Source organism: Rhizobium sp. 21-4511-3d (assembly GCF_053522545.1).
On the sequence record NZ_JBNWCF010000015.1, the window covers coordinates 90174 to 103978 of the forward strand.

Annotated in this window: 16 protein-coding genes; 4 read left to right on the forward strand and 12 right to left on the reverse strand. The window is 62.4% G+C overall.

All coding sequences use genetic code 11. The annotated features are described in order from the left end of the window. Nucleotides 1-2: 2 nt before the first annotated feature. Nucleotides 3-1406: an argininosuccinate lyase gene (gene argH / locus ACQZ5H_RS26900; protein WP_449099483.1), complete on the reverse strand. Its 1404-nt coding sequence runs from the start codon at nucleotides 1404-1406 to the stop codon at nucleotides 3-5. A 41-nt stretch (nucleotides 1407-1447) separates the two neighbouring features. Between argH and tlpA the strand changes: the two genes are divergently transcribed. Next, nucleotides 1448-2110 carry a thiol:disulfide interchange protein TlpA gene (gene tlpA, locus ACQZ5H_RS26905; protein ID WP_199627819.1) on the forward strand — a complete coding sequence of 221 codons (663 nt, stop codon included), beginning with the start codon at nucleotides 1448-1450 and terminating at the stop codon, nucleotides 2108-2110. A 6-nt stretch (nucleotides 2111-2116) separates the two neighbouring features. Here the strand turns inward: tlpA and ACQZ5H_RS26910 are convergent, their stop codons facing one another. The 7 genes from ACQZ5H_RS26910 to ACQZ5H_RS26940 all read right to left on the reverse strand — a co-directional run bounded on the left by ACQZ5H_RS26910 (nucleotide 2117) and on the right by ACQZ5H_RS26940 (nucleotide 7479). Continuing rightward, nucleotides 2117-2998: a 3-hydroxybutyryl-CoA dehydrogenase gene (locus ACQZ5H_RS26910; RefSeq protein WP_112720212.1), complete on the reverse strand. Its 882-nt coding sequence runs from the start codon at nucleotides 2996-2998 to the stop codon at nucleotides 2117-2119. 150 nt (nucleotides 2999-3148) lie between these two features. Further along, nucleotides 3149-4078, reverse strand: coding sequence for an electron transfer flavoprotein subunit alpha/FixB family protein (locus ACQZ5H_RS26915; RefSeq protein ID WP_449099484.1), 930 nt, complete (start codon nucleotides 4076-4078; stop codon nucleotides 3149-3151). 23 nt (nucleotides 4079-4101) lie between these two features. Further along, nucleotides 4102-4851 (reverse strand): electron transfer flavoprotein subunit beta/FixA family protein, encoded by a 750-nt coding sequence (locus ACQZ5H_RS26920; protein WP_449099485.1) that lies wholly within the window; start codon nucleotides 4849-4851, stop codon nucleotides 4102-4104. A 180-nt stretch (nucleotides 4852-5031) separates the two neighbouring features. Next, a complete protein-coding gene (locus ACQZ5H_RS26925; protein ID WP_449099486.1) occupies nucleotides 5032-5787 on the reverse strand; it encodes a rhomboid family intramembrane serine protease in 756 nt (251 codons plus the stop codon). Between the two features lie 34 nt (nucleotides 5788-5821). Next, nucleotides 5822-6400 (reverse strand): cob(I)yrinic acid a,c-diamide adenosyltransferase, encoded by a 579-nt coding sequence (locus ACQZ5H_RS26930; protein ID WP_449099487.1) that lies wholly within the window; start codon nucleotides 6398-6400, stop codon nucleotides 5822-5824. Nucleotides 6401-6423: 23 nt separating this feature from the next. Further along, the gene (locus tag ACQZ5H_RS26935) at nucleotides 6424-6627 is read right to left on the reverse strand and encodes a twin transmembrane helix small protein (protein WP_112386119.1); all 204 of its coding nucleotides are present in this window, start codon (nucleotides 6625-6627) and stop codon (nucleotides 6424-6426) included. Between the two features lie 18 nt (nucleotides 6628-6645). Further along, complete coding sequence (locus ACQZ5H_RS26940) at nucleotides 6646-7479, reverse strand: SDR family oxidoreductase (protein ID WP_449099488.1); 834 nt, start codon at nucleotides 7477-7479, stop codon at nucleotides 6646-6648. 76 nt (nucleotides 7480-7555) lie between these two features. Here ACQZ5H_RS26940 and ACQZ5H_RS26945 point away from each other — a divergent pair, with 76 nt between their 5' ends. Further along, a complete protein-coding gene (locus tag ACQZ5H_RS26945) occupies nucleotides 7556-8521 on the forward strand; it encodes a YihY/virulence factor BrkB family protein (protein ID WP_112720219.1) in 966 nt (321 codons plus the stop codon). Here ACQZ5H_RS26945 and gluQRS read toward each other — a convergent pair. After that, nucleotides 8486-9367 carry a tRNA glutamyl-Q(34) synthetase GluQRS gene (gene gluQRS, locus ACQZ5H_RS26950; protein ID WP_449099489.1) on the reverse strand — a complete coding sequence of 294 codons (882 nt, stop codon included), beginning with the start codon at nucleotides 9365-9367 and terminating at the stop codon, nucleotides 8486-8488. The genes ACQZ5H_RS26945 and gluQRS overlap by 36 nt on opposite strands. Here gluQRS and ACQZ5H_RS26955 point away from each other — a divergent pair. Beyond that, complete coding sequence (locus ACQZ5H_RS26955; protein ID WP_449099490.1) at nucleotides 9366-10052, forward strand: DNA-3-methyladenine glycosylase family protein; 687 nt, start codon at nucleotides 9366-9368, stop codon at nucleotides 10050-10052. The genes gluQRS and ACQZ5H_RS26955 overlap by 2 nt on opposite strands. A gap of 111 nt (nucleotides 10053-10163) precedes the next feature. Continuing rightward, a complete protein-coding gene (locus ACQZ5H_RS26960; RefSeq protein WP_112720222.1) occupies nucleotides 10164-10721 on the forward strand; it encodes an HNH endonuclease in 558 nt (185 codons plus the stop codon). 15 nt (nucleotides 10722-10736) lie between these two features. On the opposite strand, the gene ACQZ5H_RS26965 is transcribed toward ACQZ5H_RS26960, so the two are convergent. The 3 genes from ACQZ5H_RS26965 to ACQZ5H_RS26975 form a co-directional block, all read right to left on the reverse strand. After that, nucleotides 10737-11252, reverse strand: a complete 516-nt coding sequence (locus ACQZ5H_RS26965; protein WP_449099491.1) for a disulfide bond formation protein B — start codon at nucleotides 11250-11252, stop codon at nucleotides 10737-10739. Between the two features lie 22 nt (nucleotides 11253-11274). Continuing rightward, nucleotides 11275-11871 (reverse strand): YqaA family protein, encoded by a 597-nt coding sequence (locus ACQZ5H_RS26970; protein ID WP_112720224.1) that lies wholly within the window; start codon nucleotides 11869-11871, stop codon nucleotides 11275-11277. Between the two features lie 115 nt (nucleotides 11872-11986). Next, nucleotides 11987-13750 (reverse strand): cation:proton antiporter domain-containing protein, encoded by a 1764-nt coding sequence (locus ACQZ5H_RS26975; protein ID WP_449099492.1) that lies wholly within the window; start codon nucleotides 13748-13750, stop codon nucleotides 11987-11989. Between the last annotated feature and the right edge of the window lie 55 nt (nucleotides 13751-13805).

Genomic DNA, 13805 nt, shown 5'->3' on the forward strand with positions numbered 1-13805 from the left:
ACTCAGTTGCGGCCGCGCCAGTAGGCGATCTGCTTGCGCACTTCCGAGGGGGCGGTGCCGCCGAAGCTCTTGCGGCTGGCCACCGATGCTTCCACCGTCAACACGCTGTAGACAGCGTCGGTGATGGCAGAGTTGATCGCCTGCAGGTCAGCGAGCGGTAGCTCGGCCAGATCGCAGCCCTTGCTCTCGGCAAGCGCCACAGCGCGGCCGGTAACGTGGTGGGCGTCGCGGAAGGGAAGGCCGGCTTCGCGCACCAGCCAGTCGGCCAGATCGGTGGCGGTCGAGTAACCTGAACCGGCCGCCGCCTTCATGCGCGTGGTGTTGATGGTCATGTCGCGGACCATGCCGGTCATCGCGGCAATCGCCAGTTCCAGGCTCTCGGCAGCGTCGAAGACCTGTTCCTTGTCTTCCTGCATGTCCTTCGAATAGGCGAGCGGCAGGCCCTTCATGATCGTCAGCAGCGCGACCAGCGAGCCGTTGATGCGGCCGGTCTTGGCGCGCACGAGCTCGGCAGCGTCAGGGTTCTTCTTCTGCGGCATGATCGAGGAGCCGGTCGAGAAGGCGTCCGACAGGCGCACGAAGCCGAACTGCGGCGTCGACCAGATGACGATCTCTTCGGCGAGGCGCGACAGGTGCATGCCGCAGATCGCGGCGATCGACAGGAATTCGATGGCGAAGTCACGGTCGGAGACGGTGTCGATCGAGTTGCGGGTCGGCTCGCGGAAGCCGAGGGCCTTCGCGGTCATGTGGCGGTCGATCGGGTAGCCGGTGCCGGCCAGCGCTGCGGCGCCGATCGGGCTCTCGTCGAGATGCTCGATGGCGTGGCGCACACGCGAGCGGTCGCGGCCAAACATTTCGACATAGGCCATGCAATGATGGCCGAAGGTGACGGGCTGAGCGGTCTGCAGATGGGTAAAGCCGGGCATGACGCTCTCGGCGTGCTCTTCGGCGCGGTCGAGGAAGGCGGCGATCAGGCTCGTCAGCATCGCCTCGGTCTTCTGCAGCTCTTCCTTGACCCAGAGGCGGAAGTCGAGCGCCACCTGGTCGTTGCGCGAGCGGGCGGTGTGCAGGCGGCCGGCGGCCGGACCGATCAGCGTTGCGAGGCGCGCCTCGACATTCATGTGAATGTCTTCGAGCTGACGCGAAAATTCGAAATTGCCGCTTTCGATTTCTGACAGGATCGTGTTTAGCCCGTGAACGATCTTGTCCTTATCGTCGCCGGAAATGATGCCCTGATGGGCAAGCATCGTCGCGTGGGCGATCGACCCGCGGATATCCTGAGCGAATAGCTTCTTGTCGAAACCGATCGAGGCATTTATCTCCTCCATGATCGCATCGGGGCCAGAAGCGAAACGTCCGCCCCACATCTGGTTGGAGGATTTGGTGTCCGTGTTGCCGTCGGCCATCGAAGCTGCCTGCCTTGAGGATGCATGTCCTGGAGAATGAAATGACGACAAGAAAGCCGCTTGGGCTGCCATCCCTGAAACTGATCTCGATAGCCGCCGTTGCAGGCATAATTGCCGGTGCGGCAGCGGTTTACATTAAGGAGACGGGGTCTGGCAATGGCGGCGGCGAAACGGCGTCCGGCCAATGCGCTGCTGCGAAGGATCTGGCGCAGAAGATTACGCCCCTCGCCAAGGGGCAGGTTGCCGCCATGGTTGCCGCCAACGAGCCGCGCAAGCTGACAACGGTTGCCTTCAACGATGCCGACAACAAGCCGGTGACGCTCGACAGTTTTGCCGGCAAGACCGTGCTTCTCAATCTCTGGGCCACATGGTGCGTGCCCTGCCGCGAAGAGATGCCGGCGCTGAATGCGCTGGAGAAGGATATGGGTAGCGACAAGTTCCAGGTCGTCGCCGTCAATATCGATACGGGCGATGACGAGAAGCCGAAGGCGTTTCTCAGCGAAACCGGCGTCGATTCCCTGAAGCTCTATCGCGACAACACGATCGGCGTGTTCAACAATCTGAAGAAGGAAGGCCTGGCCTTCGGGCTGCCGGTCACGCTGCTGCTCGACGACAAGGGATGCCTGATCTCGGCGATGAACGGTCCGGCTGCCTGGGACAGCGAGGATGCGAAAGCGCTGATCAAGGGCGCGATCGGCCTGTAAGGCCGGTCAGCGGGTCGGAACCGGAACCTCGCCGCGGTAATCGTAGAAGCCGCGGCCGGACTTGCGGCCGAGCCAGCCGGCTTCGACATATTTCACCAGCAGCGGGCAGGGGCGGTATTTCGAATCCGCCAGGCCGTCATGCAGGACCTGCATGATCGACAGGCAGGTGTCGAGGCCGATGAAATCGGCAAGCTGCAGCGGGCCCATCGGATGATTGGCGCCGAGCTTCATGGCGGTGTCGATCGCGTCGACGGTGCCGACGCCTTCGTAAAGCGTATAGATCGCCTCGTTGATCATCGGCAGCAGGATGCGGTTGACGATGAAGGCCGGGAAGTCTTCGGCGACGGTGACTGTCTTTTCGAGCGAGGCCACGAAGGCCTTGGCGGTCGCAAAAGTCGTCTCGTCGGTGGCGATGCCGCGCACCAGTTCGACCAGCTTCATGACCGGGACCGGATTCATGAAATGGATGCCCATGAAATGCTCGGGGCGGTCGGTTGCGGATGCAAGGCGGGTGATCGACAGCGAAGAGGTGTTGGTGGCAAGAAGCGCTTCCGGCTTCAGGACCGGACAGACCTGCGCGTAGATCTTGCGCTTGACGGCCTCTTCCTCGGTCGCGGCCTCGATCACGAGGTCGGAGGGCGCGAGATCGTTGAGATTGGCGGAGCCGGAGATCAGCGCGAGGGTCGACTTGCGCTCCTCCTCGGTCATCTTGCCGCTCGTCACCTGACGGGCCAGATTGCCGTTGATGGTTGCCAGGCCCGATTCGATGCGCTCCTGGCTGAGGTCGTAGATATGGACCTTGTAGCCTGCGGCAGCCGAAACATGCGCGATGCCGCAACCCATCTGGCCCGCACCGACAATACCGATCGTCTTCAACACCGCGTTCATCTCCAAACCCCCGCAGCAGTCACCCCCGAAAGCGCTGCCGTATTTTCTAATGAAATTGCCGGGCAAAGTGATCGCCCGGCAGCAGTAGTAGCGCCATAAAAGATAATTTTCCAGTCATTCGCAAGTGCGAAAAACCGGCAATCTGCCCGCTCAGAGAGCTTTCTGCAGCTCGGGCAGTATCTCGAAGAGATCGCCGACGAGGCCGTAATCGGCGACCTGGAAGATCGGCGCTTCCTCGTCCTTGTTGATGGCGACGATGACCTTCGAATCCTTCATGCCGGCGAGATGCTGGATCGCACCCGAGATGCCGCAGGCGATGTAGAGCTGCGGAGCGACGACCTTGCCGGTCTGTCCGACCTGCCAGTCGTTCGGGGCGTAGCCTGCATCGACGGCAGCGCGCGAGGCGCCGACGGCGGCACCGAGCTTGTCGGCGACCGGCAGGATGACTTCCTGGAACTTCTCGGCAGAGCCGAGCGCACGGCCGCCGGAGATGATGATCTTGGCGGAGGTGAGTTCCGGACGGTCGGAGGCCGATAGCGCGTCCTTGACGAAGGTCGAGAGACCCGGATTGGAAACGGCCGGGATGGCATCGACCGAGGCCGAGCCGCCTTCTGCGGCTGCAGCGAAGAAAGCGGTGCGGACGGTGATGACCTTCTTGGAATCGCTCGCCTGTACGGTCTGGATCGCATTGCCGGCATAGATCGGGCGCTTGAAGGTGTCGGCGGAGACGACTTCGATGATCTCGGAAATCTGCGCGACATCCAGCAGAGCGGCGACGCGCGGCAGCACGTTCTTGCCGGTCGAGGTCGCGGCCGCGATGATCGTGTCGTAGCTGCCAGCCAGCGAAACGATCAGGTCGGAGAGCGGCTCGGCGAGATTGTTGGCGAGTTCGTCGCTTTCGGCGAGCAGAACCTTGGAGACGCCTGCGAGCTTGGCAGCCGCATCGGCAGCAGCCTTGGCGCCCTTGCCGGCGACCAGCACATGAACGTCGCCGCCGATCTTGGAAGCAGCTGTCAGTGCCTTGCCGGTCTGGTCGGAAAGGGTTGCATTGTCGTGGTCAGCCAGAAGAAGAATGGCCATGGTCGTAAATCCTTTCTCGAACCTTAGAGGACGCCAGCTTCGACTTTAAGCTTTTCGACAAGCTCGGCGACCGACTTGACCTTGACGCCTGCCTTGCGGCCGGACGGCTCTTCGGTCTTCAGCACCTTGAGGCGCGGCTCGGTGGAGACGCCGAAGTCAGCCGGGCTCTTCTTGTCGAGCGGCTTCTTCTTCGCCTTCATGATGTTCGGCAGCGAGGCATAGCGCGGCTCGTTCAGGCGAAGGTCGGTGGTGACCACAGCCGGGAGCTTGACGTCGATCGTCTGCAGGCCGCCGTCGACTTCGCGGGTCACGGTTGCCTTGCCGTCGCCGATCTCGATCTTCGAGGCGAAGGTTGCCTGGGCGGTGCCGAGGAGGGCGGCGAGCATCTGGCCGGTCTGGTTCGAGTCGTCATCGATTGCCTGCTTGCCGACGATGATGAGGCCGGGCTTTTCAGCATCGGCGACGCCCTTCAGGATCTTGGCGACGGCGAGCGGCTCGACGGCATCGTCGGTTTCGACGAGAACGGCGCGGTCGGCACCCATGGCGAGCGCGGTGCGCAGCGTTTCCTCGGCCTTGGCCGGACCGATCGAGACGACGACCACTTCCTCAGCCTTGCCGGCTTCCTTCAGGCGCAGAGCCTCTTCGACCGAGATCTCGTCGAACGGGTTCATCGACATCTTGACGTTGGCGAGCTCAACACCCGTACCGTCAGGCTTGACGCGGATCTTCACGTTGTAATCAACCACCCGCTTCACTGGGACGAGAATTTTCATGGGGTCCTTCCTTCAACTCTTTCGCCAAGAAAATGCGCGCTTCGGCGCTGCTCCGATTGTCGAATGGCGACATGGATACGCGTTTTTCCTCCAAACACAACGCTTGCCAGTCGCAGACAGACAAATTGGAGAGGGGAAATATATTACGTTTACGTGAACGTCAATATTGTGGCTGTGGGCTCAGGAGGTGCCGTCTTCGGTCGCCACCGTGCGCCGGATTGCCGGGGTGCTGCGAACGGCGCGGGGCGTGACGATCTCCCGGTCGAAAAGCGGAACGCCGCGCCGCCGGAAGAGGACGATGAGGACGGCGCCGGCGATGATGCCGCCGACATGGGCACCCCAGGAGACATCGCCGTCGCGGTTGACGACCAGCATGAAGAACTGCTGGCCGATCCAGAGCAGCAGCGGAATGAAGGCCGGGAGCGGCAGGGGCACGCGGAAGAAGACGAGAACCCAGACTTTTACCCGCGGGTGCAGCACAAGATAGGCTGCGACAACGCCGGATATGGCACCGGACGCGCCGATCAGCGGCGCTTGAGATTCGGTTGCCAACAAGCCGTGGCAAAGAGCGCCGAAAGCGGCGCAGGCAAGATAGAAGATCAGGAAGCGGATGTGGCCCATCGCATCCTCGACATTATCGCCGAAGACCCAGAGGAAGATCATGTTTCCTGCGAGATGCCAGAAGCTGCCATGCAGGAATGCGTAGCTGATATAGGTCAGTGGCTCGGGGACGAGCTCCAGTTCCGGCGGCAGGATCGCATGGTCGAAGGCGACGGCGGGGATGTAGCCGAGGCCGACGGTCGCCGCCTTGGCGAGATCGGGTGCGGCAAAGCCGGTGAACAGCCAGATCGCGACATTGGCGGCAATGAGCCCAAGGGTGACCCACTGAACCTTGATGTGCTTCAGCGTGTTGGCATCATGCAGCGGAATGAACATGGAAGGCCGCCCCCGGCTATGTCGATGCCGGACCCTATCTGTTTTTTCCGGGAACCCAAAGCACATCCGCGCGGCCCTGGTCATTGGCATGACGGGCGGCGACGAAGAGGAAATCCGAAAGGCGGTTCACGTATTTCAGCGCCTCGGCGCCGACGATCTCGCCTTCGGTGCGCGACAGCGCCACCATCAGACGCTCGGCGCGGCGTGAGATCGTGCGGGCGAGGTGGAGATGCGCTGCTGCCGGAGAGCCGGCGGGGAGCACGAAGGATTTCAGCGGCTCGAGATCGGCATTCAGCGTGTCGATATCGCCTTCCAGGCGCGTCACCTGCGCGGCGACGATGCGCAGCGGCTCGTAGTCGAGTGGCTTGCCGGTATCGGGCGTTGCGAGATCGGCGCCGAGATCGAAGAGGTCGTTCTGGATAAGCATCAGCATCCGGTCGAGCTCGGGCAGGTCGGCAGTATGCAGCCTGACGATGCCGATCGCCGAATTGGTCTCGTCGATCGTTCCATAGGCCTCGACACGCAGATCGTGCTTCTGCCGCCGCGGGCCGGAAACGAGCGCCGTCGTGCCGTCGTCGCCTGTCTTGGTGTAGATCTTGTTGAGCTTGACCAATCGATCCCCCGGTTGTCAGTGCGTCAGGTCGGGCGGCCACCGCCGGTCAGCCACAGCGTCAGCATGATCAGGATGACGGCGATCGCCTGTAGCAGCACGCGCAACTGCATCAGCTTGTTCGACAGATTGGAATCGCCACCCTTCATCATGTTGAAGAGGCCGCGGATCAGCACCAGGGCGACGAGGCCCATGACGATGATGGCGAGAATGTAAGTGGCCGTGGACATGGCATTCGGCTTTCTTGGTCAGTCGGTCCAGCGCATCAGGCGGTAGAAGAGATCTGCAGGCAGCAGCCTCTTCAGCATCATGCCCTGCTTTGCCGGAACCGTTACAGGATAATGTGGCTTCGGATTTTTCGAGTTCAATGCGTGTTTCAGCACCGCATAAACCGCATCCGGTTGTAGTTTATGTCGGCTGACCGGACCGCTGCCGTCAAGCCGGGCGAGCTGGCGGCGATAATCTGCCGCATGCACGGAGCCGCGCACATCGATGTGTTCGTTGATCTTGGCGAGCGCGTTGGCCGTGAAGCGAGAGGCGATCGGCCCCGGTTCGATCAGGCTCACATGGATGCCGCTGCCCTGCAGTTCCATCCTGAGGGTGACGCTCAGACCTTCGAGCGCGAACTTCGATGCGGTATAGGCTCCCCGGTAACGATAGGGCACGACGCCGAGGATGGAAGAGCACTGGACGATCCGGCCGCTTCCATGCCTGCGCATCAGCGGCAGCACGCGGCGCGTCAGGTCGTGCCAGCCGAAGAAATTCGTCTCGAACTGTTCGCGCAGCACATCCGTCGTCAGATCTTCGACCGCGCCCGGCTGGCCATAGGCGCCGTTGTTGAAGAGCGCGTCGATCCGCCCGCCCGAGAGAGCTTCCACCTCACGCATGAAATCGGCGATGGAATCGCCATTGGCATAATCCATGCGGAAGGCTTCGATGCCATCGGCCTCAAGCGATCCGAGATCTTCCTGTTTCCGTACAGTGGCGAAGACCCTCCAGCCATCGGCCTTGAGGGCGCGTGCGCAATAGGCACCGATACCGGACGAGCATCCGGTAACGATGATTGTGCGCGGTTCAGCCATTCAATGATTCCTGTACAAACTGGGACTCGTTTCCCATATTCGCACCGAGGTTACAATCGTCAGAGCCGGAGATGGAATGCCGAAGATACTGCGCACGCTCTATGAGGTGGTCTATGATGCGATCTGCCATCTCATCGAGGACGACGGCTTCGCCATGGCGAGCCACGTGGCGCTGTCGACGCTGCTTGCGGTCTTCCCCTTCCTGATCTTCGGAACGGCGCTTGCGAACTTCCTCGGCGCCGATCAGTTTTCGATGACGGCGATCCACATCATCTTCGATACCTGGCCGGAAGCGATCGCCAAACCGCTGGCTGATCAGGTCGTGCAGGTTCTGACCATCCCGCGCGGTGGACTGCTGACGATCTCGGTGCTGGCGGCGGCCTACTTCGCCTCCAACGGCGTCGAGGCTTTGCGCATTTCGCTCAACCGCGCCTACCGGGTTCAGGAGACGCGGCCCTGGTATTTCACCCGCCTCGCCAGTCTTGGATATGTGTTGGTCGCCGTGATCATCTTCGCCGCGATCAGCATTCTGCTGGTCGCCGTTCCGGTCGGGCTGAACTATGCCCGCGAATGGCTGCTGCACAACGATACGTTCGAGTGGGTGCCGGATACGATCCGCCAGTGGCTGCCTGTCATCGTCGATACGCTGGAGATCGTCTTCAGCTGGCGTATCTACGGAACGCTGGTGATGCTGACGCTGGGGCTGCTTGTCGTCCATCTCTGGCTTCCGGCAGGGCGCCGGAAGGTCTTCGATGTCATCCCCGGGGTGCTGCTGACGCTCTTGCTCTGGTTGGCGGGAGCGCTGATCTTTGCCTATTACCTCGCCACCTTCGCCAACTACACCGCGACCTATGCGGGTCTGGCCTCCGTCATGGTGGTACTGATCTTCCTCTATATGGTCGGCGTGATCTTCATCATCGGGGCGGAGCTCAATGCGGCGCTTTTAAAGTTCCGGGTGCGGGCGATCTTCAAACGCAACTTCCTGAGCGGCAACGGCCACAAGCGCTCAGAGACCGACAAGCTGCCTGACGCCGGCCACTGAGAGCCCCTTGGCCCGCAGTTCTGCCAGCCCGGTATCGCCCTCGCTCTTGGACAGCTTGCGGCCTGAAGCATCGGTGATCAGCCGGTGGTGATGGTAGATCGGTGCGGGAAGTCCGAGCAGGGACTGCAATAGCCGGTGGACCGAGGTCGCGTGGAAAAGATCCATGCCACGCACGACATGCGTGATGCCCTGCAGGGCGTCGTCGAGAACGACCGACAGGTGGTAACTCGAAGGCGCATCGGAGCGCGACAGGATAAAGTCTCCCCATTCTGCCGGATCGGCTTCGATGGTGCCGGTGTCGCCATCGCCGGTTTCCGCCCAATCGAGCTTGGCGCCAAGCTCATCCAGCGCGCGTTTGGTGTCGAGGCGCCAGGCATGTTTCACTCCTGATCTCAGCCGTTCCCCGCGCTCGTCCTGCGTCAGCCCCCGGTCACGTGGGGGATAATGCGGCGAGCCGTCGGGATCGCGTGGCCAGCTGCCGCCCTTGGCCTCGAATGCCGTAACCTCGGCCTTCACCTCGCCACGCGTCATGAAAGACGGATACACGAAGTCTCGCTCGATCAATGTCTGAAGGGCTGCCTGGTACTCGCCGAAATGTTCCGACTGGCGGCGGGCCGGTTTCTCCCAGTCGATCTCAAGCCAGTCCATATCCCGATAGATGCCGGTCTCGAAATCGGGTGTGCAGCGCGTCTGGTCGATGTCTTCTATGCGCAGCAGCAAACGGCCGCCTGAAGCTTTTGCCATGTCCTGATTGATGAAGGCGGACAGCGCGTGGCCGAGATGCAGCGGGCCGTTCGGGCTTGGGGCAAAACGGAAGACGGGCTTTTGACGCTGAGTCGTGGTCATGCTTTCTTCTGCCACGGATTCGAAACCACCGCGAGGCGACGTGCAGATCATTCGAAACGAAGGCGATGTCGAGCAGGGACTATCGGAACTGCTGCGCCTCGACCCGCGCCTTTCCGTTGTCGCCGCCGATGCCGGACCGCTGCCTCTGCGGCTGCGCGAGCCGGGATTTGCCGGACTGGCGCATATCATCGTCTCGCAGATGGTGTCGCGAGCGAGCGCGGAGGCCATCTGGCGGCGGATGCTGCCTGTTTCGGGCGAGCTGAAGGCCGAGACTTATGTGATGCTGCATGACGAGGCGTGGCGGGAGTTCGGGCTCTCCCGGGCCAAGGCCACGACCCTTTCGGGGATCGCCACCGCCGTCGCCGCCGGGCACCTCGATCTCACAGCACTTTCGGTACTGCCGCCGGGCGAGGCGTTGCATGCACTGACAACGCTGAAGGGTGTCGGCCCCTGGACGGCGGAGGTCTATCTGATGTTCTGCTGCGGCCATGCGGATATTTTTCCGTCCGGCGATGTGGCACTGCAGAATGCCGTGGCCGCGGCATTCGGTCTCGCTCAACGGCCACAGGCGAAAGCGCTGGCGGCGATGGCGGAAGCGTGGTCGCCCTGGAGGTCCGTCGCTGCAAGGCTTTTCTGGGCTTACTATGCCAAGAAACTCGGCCGCGGGCTCGTGCCGGTCGCCTGATCTGCAACACTCATCGAATTGCCGTTATTGACTGAATTTATTGGACTTCACAAGGCTGTCACAACCGGCCTAATATAAGGATGCAGATGCCGAATCGATCAGGAGAGTCCCTTGACGATTGCAGTCTCCCCCCAGGCCCTGCCGGCGCTCGTCCTGAACGCTGACTACAGGCCTTTGAGTTATTATCCCTTGTCGCTCTGGTCCTGGCAGGACGCGATCAAGGCGGTCTTCCTTGACCGTGTGAATATCATCGCAGAGTACGAACACTCGGTTTCTTCTCCGAGCTTTTCGATGCGGCTTCCCAGTGTCGTTTGCCTCAAGACCTACGTTCAGCCGTCCCGTAATCCCGCCTTCACGCGCTTCAACGTGTTCCTTCGCGACAAGTTCGAGTGCCAGTATTGCGGCGATCACAACGACCTGACCTTCGACCACGTCATCCCGCGCGCTCATGGCGGCGAGACGACCTGGGAGAATGTCGTGGCGGCCTGCTCCCCCTGCAATCTCAGGAAGGGCAGCAAGCTACCGAAGCAGGCAGGCATGTTCCCGCATCAAAAGCCGTATCAGCCGACAGTGCAGGACCTGCACAATAACGGCCGGCTCTTCCCGCCGAACTATCTGCACGACAGCTGGCTCGACTATCTCTACTGGGATAGCGAACTGCAGCCCTGACGGCTGCAGCCATCTTCAGGCCGACTTGCGGACGCCGATAAAGGCGAAGGCCGCGAGTGCCAGGCTTGCAATCACGTTCCAGCCCGCAAAGGACAGGCCGAGCACGCGCAGCGCTGCGTCGGTGCAGGACGGACCCTTGATGGTGTTGAGCTCCGTCAAGAGGTCGCCGGCATTCTCGGTCATGCTGCCGGCCGTGGTCGAGCAGGCGGTCGGGCCAGCCCAGAAGTGCCATTCGACGCCGGAGTGATAGACGCCCATGCCGGCGCCGACGACCATCAGCATGCCGGCGGCGAGAAGCAGTGCGCGGCACATCCAGTTGGGCAGGCGGAAAAGCGAACCGACAGCACCGAGCAGGGCGATCGGAATGGCATAGTAGTAGGGCTGGCGCTGCATCAGGCAGAGCTCGCAGGGAATGTAGCCGCCGATATACTGAAAACCGAGCGCGGTGCCGACGACGGCAGCCATGGCGACAGCCAGGACCAGCGAATAGACGAGGACCGGACGGGTGAGGGGCGAGGCAATGGCAGTCATGGCGGAACTCCGCGAGTTGGTCTCAGTGGGCAATTAACTTGTAGGCGACGCCGAGCGCGATCAGCACGACTGCGGCAATCGCCGCCAGCTGGCCGAGGCGTTTCTCGATGAAATCGCGGATCGGCTCGCCATAGCGGCGCAGCAGCCAGGCGAGGAAGAAGAAGCGCGCGCCGCGGGCAATGATCGCCGAGATGACGAAGAAGCCGAGGTTCATGTGGATGACGCCGGCGAGAATGGTGACCACCTTGATCGGCGGCAGATGCGCGAGACCCGAGGTTACCAGAAGCAGCAGCAGGATTTCCCACTCGTCGTGGATATAGACCCTCAGCTGCTCGAAGGCATCGAGCTTGCCGTAGAATTCCAGAACGGGGCGGGCGATCGCATCATAGGCGTAGTAGCCGAGCGCCCAGCCGGCTATGCCGCCGAGAACGGAGGCGACGGTGGCGACCAGCGCGTAGCGATAGGCGCGCTCGGGCTTGGCAAGGGCCATCGGCAGGTAGAGCACATCGGCCGGAACGAGAAAGACGGAGCTTTCGACGAAGGCGATAACGGCGAGCCAGACTTCGGCCGACTTGCGGGCGGCGAGAGACATGGTCCAGTCGTAAAGTCTGCGGAGCATTCCATTCCTTTCGTGCTGCGGTGCAAAAGCATTAGGGGGCCGGTCCGGCGCTGTAAATGCCGACTATGGCAATGATAGCGGCGCCGGCGTGGAAATTTTTCGTGATCTTGCGCCGTCAGCTTTCCGTCGAGGGCTCGTGTTGCTCGGCCTGTTTGGCGCGCTTGGCGCGCATCACGTTCATTTCCGTGCGCTCGCGTGCCATTTCGCTGACGGCCGCCCTCAGTGCCGGGTGGCGCGCCGAGAACATGTTGAAGTCGCGCCGCTCGAGAACCAGGAACTGGCAGAAATCGATGGCGATGACATCGGCCGTGCGGCGCCCGCCCGAGAGAAGCGCCATTTCGCCGAAGAAGGCGCCCGCCTCGAGCGCCACCGGTCCGCCATTGACGCGAACCTCGACAGCGCCCGACGAGATGAAATACATGCCGTCGCCGCGGTCGCCCTTGCGCACGACGCGTTCACCCGGCAGAGCCGATTTCGGCCGGAAGAGCAGCAGGAGCTCTTCCTGCGAATGCTCATCGACCTCGGCAAAGAGCGGGAAGGTTTCGACCAGCTTCTGCATTTCCAGCTGGTGCTCGCGCTCGCGTTCTTCGCCGAGAAGCCGGTTCTTCTCAAGCTCGCGGCCCAGCACGTCGAGACGCTTGCGGCCGTAACCGTCGTAAAGGTGCGGCCATTTCTTGTGCACCTTCTTATGCGCGACCTCGGCTGCGAAGCAGACCAGCGGATTGAGGGTGATCGACAGGATGGCGGCGGCGAGGATCAGATCCTGGCCCTCCTGCGGCATCAGGCCGAGCGAAACACCGAGACCGGCGAGGATGAAGGAGAATTCGCCGATCTGCGCCAGGCCGCCAGCGACCGTCAGGCCCATGCCGACGGGATAGCGCAAGAGAAGCACGACCCCGAAGGAAATGATCGCCTTGCCGACGATGATCAGCAGCAGCGCACAGAACACTGCCATCGGCTCCTTCACCAGAACCGCTGGATTGAAGAGCATGCCGACGGAGACGAAGAACAGCACCGAGAAGGCGTTCTGCAGCGGCAGGGAATCGGCGGCGGCGCGATGGCTGAGATTGGACTCGCTCATGACGACGCCCGCGAAGAAGGCGCCGAGCGCGAAGGATACGCCGAAGATGGCGGCCGAGCCGAAGGCGATGCCGAGCGCGATCGCCAGAACCGCAAGCGTGAAGAGTTCCCGCGAACCGGTGCGCGCCACCAGCGTCAAAAGCCAGGGAACCACCTTGGGGCCGAGCACGACGGCCATGACCGCGAAGGCGCCGACCTTGAGCAGCGTCAGGCCGATGGTCAAGGGCAGCGGGAGGCCGCCGCCATGGGCGAGCGCATCGCTCGCATGGCCGCCGAGCAGTTCGGCCAGCGCCGGCAGCAGCACGAGCGCCAGAACCATGGCCAGATCTTCGACGATCAGCCAGCCGATCGCCACGCGGCCGCTGGCGGAATTGACGAGATTTCGCTCCTCCAGCGCCTTCAACAGGACGACGGTACTGGCAACCGAGAGGCTGAGCCCGAAGACGATACCGGCGCCGAGCCCCCAGCCCCAGAAGGAGCAGAGCGCAACGCCAAGCAGTGTGGCGATGACGATCTGCAGCACGGCACCCGGAATGGCGATGCCCTTGACGGCCAGGAGGTCGCCGGCCGAGAAATGCAGGCCGACGCCGAACATCAGCAGGATGACGCCCATTTCCGCGAGCTGGCTTGCAAGCCCGGTATCGGCGATGAAGCCCGGCGTGAAGGGGCCCATCAGGATGCCGGCCATCAGATAGCCGACCAACGGCGGCAGCCGCAGCCTGTCCGCCACATAGCCGAGCACCGCTGCAAAGACGAAGCTTACGGCCACCGTCGCGATAAGGGTTGCTTCCTGATGCACGTCTTTCCCTCGGTGTTGAATGCGGCGCCACTTTAGAACGAAGGATGAGCAGAAT

Bases quoted from the DNA above. Each gene is read 5' to 3' on its own strand.
- ACQZ5H_RS26910 (WP_112720212.1), bottom strand. From the start codon at position 2,998: ATGAACGCGGTGTTGAAGACGATCGGTATTGTCGGTGCGGGCCAGATG.
- ACQZ5H_RS26925 (WP_449099486.1), bottom strand. From the start codon at position 5,787: ATGTTCATTCCGCTGCATGATGCCAACACGCTGAAGCACATCAAGGTT.
- gluQRS (WP_449099489.1), bottom strand. From the start codon at position 9,367: ATGACCACGACTCAGCGTCAAAAGCCCGTCTTCCGTTTTGCCCCAAGC.
- ACQZ5H_RS26915 (WP_449099484.1), bottom strand. From the start codon at position 4,078: ATGGCCATTCTTCTTCTGGCTGACCACGACAATGCAACCCTTTCCGAC.
- tlpA (WP_199627819.1), top strand. From the start codon at position 1,448: ATGACGACAAGAAAGCCGCTTGGGCTGCCATCCCTGAAACTGATCTCG.
- ACQZ5H_RS26965 (WP_449099491.1), bottom strand. From the start codon at position 11,252: ATGACTGCCATTGCCTCGCCCCTCACCCGTCCGGTCCTCGTCTATTCG.
- ACQZ5H_RS26920 (WP_449099485.1), bottom strand. From the start codon at position 4,851: ATGAAAATTCTCGTCCCAGTGAAGCGGGTGGTTGATTACAACGTGAAG.
- ACQZ5H_RS26945 (WP_112720219.1), top strand. From the start codon at position 7,556: ATGCCGAAGATACTGCGCACGCTCTATGAGGTGGTCTATGATGCGATC.
- ACQZ5H_RS26935 (WP_112386119.1), bottom strand. From the start codon at position 6,627: ATGTCCACGGCCACTTACATTCTCGCCATCATCGTCATGGGCCTCGTC.
- ACQZ5H_RS26970 (WP_112720224.1), bottom strand. From the start codon at position 11,871: ATGCTCCGCAGACTTTACGACTGGACCATGTCTCTCGCCGCCCGCAAG.
- ACQZ5H_RS26940 (WP_449099488.1), bottom strand. From the start codon at position 7,479: ATGGCTGAACCGCGCACAATCATCGTTACCGGATGCTCGTCCGGTATC.
- ACQZ5H_RS26955 (WP_449099490.1), top strand. From the start codon at position 9,366: ATGCTTTCTTCTGCCACGGATTCGAAACCACCGCGAGGCGACGTGCAG.
- argH (WP_449099483.1), bottom strand. From the start codon at position 1,406: ATGGCCGACGGCAACACGGACACCAAATCCTCCAACCAGATGTGGGGC.